The following is an 8295-nucleotide window of genomic DNA, read 5'->3' as shown; positions in this document are numbered from 1 at the left end:
GCCATCCACGCGCAACGGGATGCCCTGACCCCCACCGAGCGCCGCATCGCCGGCTATCTCCTGGAGCAGACCCAGAGCGTGGCGTTGCTGTCGGTCCAGGAACTGGCGGTCCATCTCCACACCGGGCCGGCCTGCATCATCCGGGTCGTCCAGAAGCTGGGCTACACGGGCCTGTCGGAACTGAAGAAGGGCCTCAAGCGCGACCTGCACAAAGGCCTGTCTCCCCTGGAACAGTTCAGGTTGAACCTGGATGCGGGTGAGACGGCCAGCCTGTCCGAGGTCGCCGCCATCGCGAGGCAGGAGGCGCGGAACATCGCCGCCACGATGAGCCTGCTCGACGAAGTCACGTTCCGGAGTGCCGCGGACATCCTGTCCCAGGCCCACGGCGTGTACCTCCTGGGGGTGGGCGTGTCCGCCCATCTGGCTGGGCTCGCGGCCTTCGTCCTCCAGCACATCGGCCTTCGTTGCTTCGCCCTCCAGCACACGGGCTTGAACGTCTCGGAGCAGTTGGTCCGGATCGGCAAGGGGGACGCCCTCTTCGCCTTCTCCTTCCCGCCCTACTCCCTCCAGACCATCGAAGCCGCCGCCCTCGCCAAGAAGCGGGGCGCGTGCGTGGTGAGCGTCACGAACCAGGCGATCGCCCCCATCGCCAGGCACAGCGACGCGGTGCTCGTGGCGAAAACGGACACCCTCGGACCGTCGAATTCAGTGTCCGCTCCCATGGTCCTCGTCCATGGGCTGGCGGCCGCCATCGCCGCGAGTTCCCGTCCCCGTTCTCTGAAGGCCATGGAGGCCACCCTGTCGATCCGCAAGGAAGAATGATGCGATCGGTCGTCCTTGCGCTGCTCTGGGCGACGTCGTTCGCGCACGGGTAACCCGGGCCGTGGCCGGCCAGGGTACGCAAACTCTCCCGGAGTGATGTCTCACTGCCCGCGTCGATCGACGAGGTAAGCCTTCGTGATCCTGTTCACGGCGGTCGTGCCCGCCTGGCGCATCACCATCTGAAGCTCGCGGCGGAGAATCACCAGGACCGCCTCGACGCCCTCCTGCCCGAAGGCCGCCAAGCCCCAGATGTACGGCCGTCCCACGCCAACCGCGGTGGCGCCGAGCGCCAGCGCCTTGAAGATGTCGGTGCCGCGGCGGAACCCGCTGTCCACGATCACCGGTATGCGTCCGGCGACGCCAGCCACGACCTCGGGCACGCACTCGACAGCCGATCGCAGGCTGTTCTCGGCGCGGCCGCCATGATTCGAGACGAACGCGACGTCCACGCCGTGCTCGACGGCCATCTCGGCATCCTCGCGCGTGACGATGCCCTTGACGACCAGCTTCATGGGGGTCGCGTCCTTCAGCCGCTTGACGAACTCCCAGGTCGGCGGGCCAATCTCCGGCGCCGCGGCCGCGGGCTTCAGGTCCGCGATCATCGGCTTGCGGCGGTTGGCGTCGAGGCCCTTCGGATGGCACGAGGCGCACGGCAGGGTGTCGCGCCGCTCTGCGCGCGCCGAAGTCAGCCGATTGCTGCCGCCCAGGAGATCGACGGTGAAGACGAGCGCCGGGCAGCCCGACGCCTCGGCGCGCTTGATCATCTGGCGGGTCTGGTTCCAGTCGTTGCGCCGATAGAGTTGAAACCAGACCGGCTCGCCGCGCGCCGCGTTCACATCCTCGATGGCCGTCGTGGACGGTGTGGCGAGCATCACCATGTGCTTCCCCGGCTTCGCCCCACGGGCCACCGCCAGCTCGCCGTCCGCGTGGAAGGCTCGGTGACTGCCCACCGGACACAGGAAGATCGGGGAATCCCACTTCGCGCCGAGCACCGACACCGACGGGTCGATCCTGCTGATGTCGATGAGCCGACGCACCCTCAACTCGTAGCGCGTGAATCCCTCACGGTTCACGCGAATCGTCCCGTCGTCATCGGTGCCTGTCTCGAGGTAGCCGAAGTGGGCCGGCGACAGGTTCTTCCGCGCGACCGCCTCGAAGTCGAAGACGTCGAGGCCGTCCTTCGCCGCAGTGATCAGATCGGACGTCTGCGCGTGGGCATCCAGCCAGCCGCGGGGCCCCGCCAGACCAGCCAGGAGTGGGCTGGCAGCGAGGAATCTGAGCAACGCGCGGCGACCGTCGAGCGACGACGATGGGGAACGCATGATGGGACTCCTTTCGGGGCAAGGGGATTATACAGCCCGGTGGCGTGCGCCCCGGCGCCGGAGCCTGTATCATGGCCCGCACGGGTGGCCCGCGCGGGTGGTGGCACGCGCCCCCGCCGCACGCTGGCCTCACCGGCAGACGCTCTTGTTGTCATCGGGACGTGCCCATGGACTACCGCCTGCAGGATCTGATCGACATCCCCTTGTTCCAGACGCTTCAGGACAAGCTCAACGAGGTCTACTCGTTTCCCTCCGCCATCATCGACAACGACGGCAACGTGCTGACCGCCACCGCGTGGCAGGACATCTGCACGAAGTTCCATCGCCCGCACCCCGAGTGCGGGCGGGAGTGCCGCGCCAGCGACCAGTACATCCTGAGCCATCTCCACGAGGCGAATCCGGCGGTGACCTACCGCTGTCCGCACGGCCTGGTGGACAATGCGACCCCTATCGTGATCGGGGGGAAGCACCTCGGCAACTATTTCACCGGGCAGTTGTTCCTCGAACCGCCCGATCTCGAGTACTTCCGCCAGCAGGCCGCCAGGTACGGATTCGACGAAGCCGCGTATCTCGACGCCGTGGCCAGGGTGCCCGTCTGGACGCAGGAGAAGCTCACGCAGTACCTCGACTTCATCAAGGGCTTCACCCAGATCCTCGCTGGCATCGGCCACAAGAATCTGCAGGAGATCGAAGCCAGGGCGCTCCTCGCCGAGAAGGACGAGGCGCTCAGGAACACGCACGCCTTCAATCAGCAGATCATCGACAGCGCCCAGGAGGGCATCATCGTCTACGGACCGGACCTTCGCTACCTGGTCTGGAACCCGTTCATGGAAGGGATCTCGGGCGTCCGTGCCGCCGACGTGCTCGGCAAGCACCCGGTGGAGGTGTTTCCGTTCCTTCGCGACGTCGGGATGGTCGAGCGGATCGAGATGGCGCTCGGAGGCGGCACACCGGCGCCGATCGACTTCTCCTACACGACCCCGGACGGGAAGACCGGGTGGGCGTCGGATACGTGCGGTCCGCTGCACGACGAGGGCGGCCGCGTGGTCGGCGCGATCGCCACCGTACGCGAGATCACGGGCCGAAAGGCGGTCGAGGAGGCGCTGCGCCTCTCGGAAGAGCGGTTCGCGAAGGCCTTCTACCACAGCCCGGACGCCGTCAACATCAACCGGCTGCGGGACGGTCTGTATGTCAACGTGAACTCCGGCTTTCTCGACCTGCTCGGGTACGAGCGCGAGGAGGTGATCGGCCACTCGTCGCTCGAACTCGACATCTGGGTGGACCCGGAGGACCGCGAGCGCCTGGTCGAGGGGCTGACCGCACGCGGCGAGGTCTCGAATCTCGAGGCCCGGTTCCGCGCGAAGAACGGCGACGAACACGTGGCGTTGATGTCGGCCAGTGTGATCGCCCTCGACGGCGAGCCGCACATCCTGTCGGTGACGCGCGACATCACCGAGCGCAAGCTGGCGGAAGCCGAAATCGCGCGGCTGAGCCGGCTGTACGCGGCGCTCAGCGAGATCAACCAGGCGCTCGTGCGGGTTCAGTCCAGGCAGGACCTGTTCGACGAGATCTGTCGCGTGCTCGTCACGGCGGGCGGATTTCAGATGGCGTGGGTCGGCTGGGTCGAGCCGGGCACCCTCGAGATACGGGTCGTGGCCAGTCACGGCGATGATACCGGGTACCTGGATGGCATTCGCCTCTTCGCGGACGACCGGCCAGAAGGACGCGGCCCGACGGGCACGGCAATCCGCGAGGGACGACACTACATCTGCAACGACTTCCTCAACGACCCGTGCACGCTGCCATGGCGCAAGGATCGTTCGCGCATTCGCTGGGGAGCCTCGGCGGCGTTTCCGGTCCGGTCGGGCGGACGGATCCGCGGGGCGTTGACCGTGTACGCGCCGGAGTTGGGGTTCTTCGGTCCCCAGGAGATCGAGTTGTTGGAGGAGTCGGCAACCGACATCTCGTTCGGCCTCGACAATCTCGATCGCGAAGCCGATCGAGAGAGGCTGGAATCACAGGTGGCCCAGGTCCAGCGGTTGGAATCGGTCGGCCGGCTCGCCGGCGGGGTCGCCCACGACTTCAACAACATGCTGAGCGTGGTGATGGGACACGCCGAGATGGCCCTGCTCGATCTCGGGCCGGACTCGGCGATCCGCGACGACCTGGAAGAAATCATCGGCGCCGCCAGACGGTCGGGAGATTTGACCCGCCAGCTCCTGGCCTTCGCCCGCCGCCAGCCGATCAAGCCCAGGCTGCTGGATCTCAACGAGGTCGTGGGCAGCCTGTTGAAGATGCTGCAGCGCCTGATCGGCGAGGATATCGTGCTCCGCTGGATTCCCGGACACGACCTCTGGCCCGTCAAGATGGATCCGTCCCAGGTCGATCAGGTGCTGGCGAACCTCGTCGTGAACGCGCGCGACGCCATGTCGGGCACCGGGACGCTCACGATCGAAACGAGCAACATCGTCGTGGACGACGAGTACTGCCGGGTCCAGGTCGGCTTCGTGCCCGGTGACTACGTCCTGCTGACGGTCAGCGATACGGGCTGCGGCATGGGCCGCGACGTGCTCGAGCGCATCTTCGAGCCGTTCTTCACCACCAAGGCACCGGGCCAGGGTACCGGCCTGGGCCTGTCGACGGTTTTCGGCATCGTGAAGCAGAACGCCGGCATGGTGACCGCGCACAGCCACGAAGGGGTCGGCAGCACGTTCAAGATCTGGCTGCCGCGCGATCGAAGCCCGGTCGCCGATTCGGAGAAGACACCGGGGCCCGAGCAGGTGCCGACCGGTTCGGAGACGATCCTGATCGCCGAGGATGCTCGCAGCACGCTCAAAACTGCGCGTTCCATCCTGACGAAGCTCGGATATGTGGTGTTGTCGGCCACCTCGCCGTACGATGCGATTCGGCTGGCCGAGGAGCACCCGGAACCGATCCACCTGCTGCTCACCGACGTCGTGATGCCCGAGATGAACGGAAAGGAACTCGCGTCCCGCCTCGCGCAGACCAAGCCCGGCATGAAATGCCTGTTCATGTCGGGCTACACCGCCGACATCATCGCCCACCACGGCGTCCTGGACGAGAACGTAAATTTCGTCCAGAAACCGTTCTCACGCGCGACGCTGGCTCGGGGTGTCCGCGAAGCGCTCGACGGCTGAACAGGAGACTGCCATGAATACGAAGCTGTTGCTCCAGGTCCTGCTGCTCTTGGGTTGTCTGGCGTTGGCCATGGGCCTGCTCGATGCCTTCCTGGCCAGGCAGATCTGGCTCTCGTCGCAGGGCTGGTGGCGCGGCGCCATCGCCTGCTGGGTGCTGCTCATCGCCGTGCGGACGGTCTACCCGGCCCAGGCGAGGTAGCAGCCCGCCCGGCCGCCATCGCCCGAATCAGACCGGAACTGTTTTCCAACTCAACCGGTTGATGCGGGTGATCGAATGTGGATGCGGCAGGTCCCGAAGTTCGTGCCAGTCGGGCGTAGAATACGCACCGGCGGCACTCAAGCCGGCATGGAATCGGCCGATTACGACGTCGAGCGTTCGTGCGTGTGATGCCCTCGTTCGGTGAAGTCAATCCGTGAGACGTTTCGCCTTCGCCTGCACGCTTGTCCTCCTCGGCGCAGCCTGTCCGGTCGCCACCGCGCAGACTCCGCCGCTCCTCATGGTTGGAACCGCGATCGCGGACGCGAACCATGACCGCGTGCCGGACCGCCTCGGGCAGCGCGCCACGCTCGTGGGCGTGCTCACGAACGAACCCCGCGTGCTCGGACAGAACGTGACGGTCGCGACCCTCCAGGACGCCACCGGTGCCATCTGGCTGGTCAGTCCGGACTCGTCGCTGGTCGGCCGCCTGAAGCGGGGCGATCGGCTGCGGGTGACGGGCGACATCAGCCAGTACCACGGCCGCAATCAACTTGCGGTCGCCAAGCTCGACCGGCTGGGCGGCGGCGACCCGCCGGCTCCGGTGGACGTGCCGGTCTCGAATCTTCGCGAAGGACGCCACAGCGCCGAGTTGGTCCGCGTCCACGGCCACCTGTTGACCGTGCCCGCGCAGTTCGCACGAAAGATGGGCCTGGTCATCGACGACGGGACAGGCCAGATGCCCGTCATGCTCACGGACTACTTTCTCCAGGATCTGAACTTCCTCGAGCATCTCCTCCAGTCCAACAGCGTCACACTGACCGCCATCGCCACCGTCGATGCGATGAAGCCGCCGGGGGCGGACGACTACCGCCTGACGCCACGCACACCGGCGGACTTCGCCTTCCCACCGCTGATTCCCTATCGTCAAATCGCCATCGGCAGCACCTCGCTGCTGCTGCTCGGCACGATCGGACTCCTCTGGCGGCGGCGCCGCCGGGCGGAGCAACGGGCGCGGGTGCTGGCGGAGCTCAACGCGCGCCTGCAGGAGGCCAAGGATGCGGCGGAGTCGGCCAGCCGATCGAAGACCGAGTTCCTGGCCAACATGAGCCATGAGATTCGGACGCCGATGAACGGCGTCCTCGGCATGACCGAACTGCTGCTCGAAACCGGCCTGAACCCGGATCAGCACGAGTATGCGGAGACCGTCAAGCGGAGCGCGGAGTCACTGCTGCGGGTCATCAACGACGTGCTCGACCTGTCCAAGATCGAGGCGGGCCGGCTGACGATCGATCCAATCCCGTTCGATCTGCTGACCGTCGTCGAGGATGCGGCCGAGTTGCTGGCCGAGCGATCCGAGACCCAGGATCTCGACCTGGTCGTGCGGTGGAAGCCCGGCACGCCGCGGTTCGTCGTGGGCGACGCCGGGCGCATCCGGCAGATTCTCGTCAACCTGATCGGCAACGCCGTGAAGTTCACCGAGCGAGGCCACGTCGTCGTCACGGCGGCGGCGGAGCCGCCCGATCTCGAGCCGGCTGGCGGCGCGGAGCCTGGTGCGCCCGCGCGCACGGCGCGCCTGGTCTTCTCTGTGCAAGACACCGGCATGGGCATGACCGGTGACACCCTGCGTGCGGTATTCGACAAGTTCATCCAGGGCGACGCGTCAACCACGCGGCGGCACGGAGGGACCGGGCTCGGGCTGGCCATCAGCCGGCAACTGGCCGAGTTGATGGGAGGCACCCTGACGGCGTCGAGCGAGCCGGGGCTCGGCTCGACGTTCACCTTGTCGCTCCCGCTGCCGCCGGACCCGGCCGGGCCGGCTCCGCAGCCAACGGCCGCTCACCTGGTCGGATCCCGCGTCCTCGTCGCCGACGCTTGCGCGCCGCGACGGTCGGCCGCGACCGAGTGCCTGCTCGACGCCGGTCTGCTGCCCACGGCCCGCGCGTCCGCGCGAGAGGCGATCGACACGTTTCGCTCGGCGGCCGACGCCGGGGCCGCATTCGATCTCGTCATCGCGGATCAGGACATCGTCGCCGATCCGGACTTCGCCGCGCTCAACCTGACGTCGGCTTCGTCCGGCCCGGTGCTCGTGACCATGGTGTCTCGTCGCAGCCAGACCGCAGCGCTGCAGGGAGCGCGCCGCGTGGCGGCTCATGCGGTCCTGCTCAAACCGATCAGGCCCTCGCAACTGATCGAGGCGCTGGCGGCGATGGGCCAGGCGCCCGCCCCTGCCCGGCTCGGGAACGACGGTCCGGCGGTCTCCGGCCCGGCCCGCGCGGTGCCGGCCGCGCCCGCCGCGCTTCGCAGTCCGGCGCGTGTGCTGCTTGCTGAAGACAACGCCGTCAATCAACGTGTCGCGATGCGGATGCTCGAGAAGCTCGGCTGCCGGGTGGACTTGGCGTGCAACGGGCAGGAGGCCGTCGACCGGCTCGCGAACGACGACTACGACATCGTCTTCATGGACTGCCAGATGCCGGTGATCGACGGATACGAGGCGACGACGATCATCCGCGCGTCGACTGGTCGGTTCTCGCGCATCCCAATCGTGGCGATGACGGCGTACGCCCTGCAAGGCGACCGCGAGCGCTGCCTCGCGGCCGGCATGACCGACTACGTGTCGAAGCCGATCAAGCAGGCGGAACTCCGGGACGTGATCGCGAGGTACATCGCCACGTCGATCGTCGGCGCGGACGCCCGCTAGCGGATCAATCCGTCCCGGAGTGATTTCCCCCTCGGGAACGATGCTCGCCATGCGGTGTCCTCCGCCGAGCCCGCATGGCAGCAGAGGCTCCCGACC

The 8295-nt window shown here is 67.4% G+C and carries 5 protein-coding genes; 4 read left to right on the top strand and 1 reads right to left on the bottom strand.

The genetic code is table 11. The annotated features are described in order from the left end of the window. A partial coding sequence (locus tag VGK32_06155) for a MurR/RpiR family transcriptional regulator (GenBank protein ID HEY3381333.1) occupies nucleotides 1-822 on the top strand: 822 nt, incomplete at its 5' end. Nucleotides 823-923: 101 nt separating this feature from the next. Here VGK32_06155 and VGK32_06150 read toward each other — a convergent pair. Then, nucleotides 924-2144 (bottom strand): alpha-hydroxy acid oxidase, encoded by a 1221-nt coding sequence (locus tag VGK32_06150; GenBank protein ID HEY3381332.1) that lies wholly within the window; start codon nucleotides 2142-2144, stop codon nucleotides 924-926. A gap of 167 nt (nucleotides 2145-2311) precedes the next feature. On the opposite strand from VGK32_06150, the gene VGK32_06145 reads away from it, so the two are divergent. The 3 genes from VGK32_06145 to VGK32_06135 all read left to right on the top strand — a co-directional run bounded on the left by VGK32_06145 (nucleotide 2312) and on the right by VGK32_06135 (nucleotide 8199). Further along, nucleotides 2312-5302 (top strand): PocR ligand-binding domain-containing protein, encoded by a 2991-nt coding sequence (locus tag VGK32_06145; GenBank protein HEY3381331.1) that lies wholly within the window; start codon nucleotides 2312-2314, stop codon nucleotides 5300-5302. 13 nt (nucleotides 5303-5315) lie between these two features. Next, nucleotides 5316-5501, top strand: a complete 186-nt coding sequence (locus tag VGK32_06140) for a hypothetical protein (protein HEY3381330.1) — start codon at nucleotides 5316-5318, stop codon at nucleotides 5499-5501. A 214-nt stretch (nucleotides 5502-5715) separates the two neighbouring features. After that, the gene (locus VGK32_06135; GenBank protein HEY3381329.1) at nucleotides 5716-8199 is read left to right on the top strand and encodes a response regulator; all 2484 of its coding nucleotides are present in this window, start codon (nucleotides 5716-5718) and stop codon (nucleotides 8197-8199) included. Nucleotides 8200-8295 lie beyond the last annotated feature (96 nt).

The organism is Vicinamibacterales bacterium, from assembly GCA_036504215.1.
In the GTDB taxonomy this organism is placed as follows: domain Bacteria; phylum Acidobacteriota; class Vicinamibacteria; order Vicinamibacterales; family Fen-181; genus FEN-299.
The sequence above is the reverse complement of the archived record's forward strand: the minus strand, read 5'-3'. Positions and strand labels throughout refer to the sequence as shown.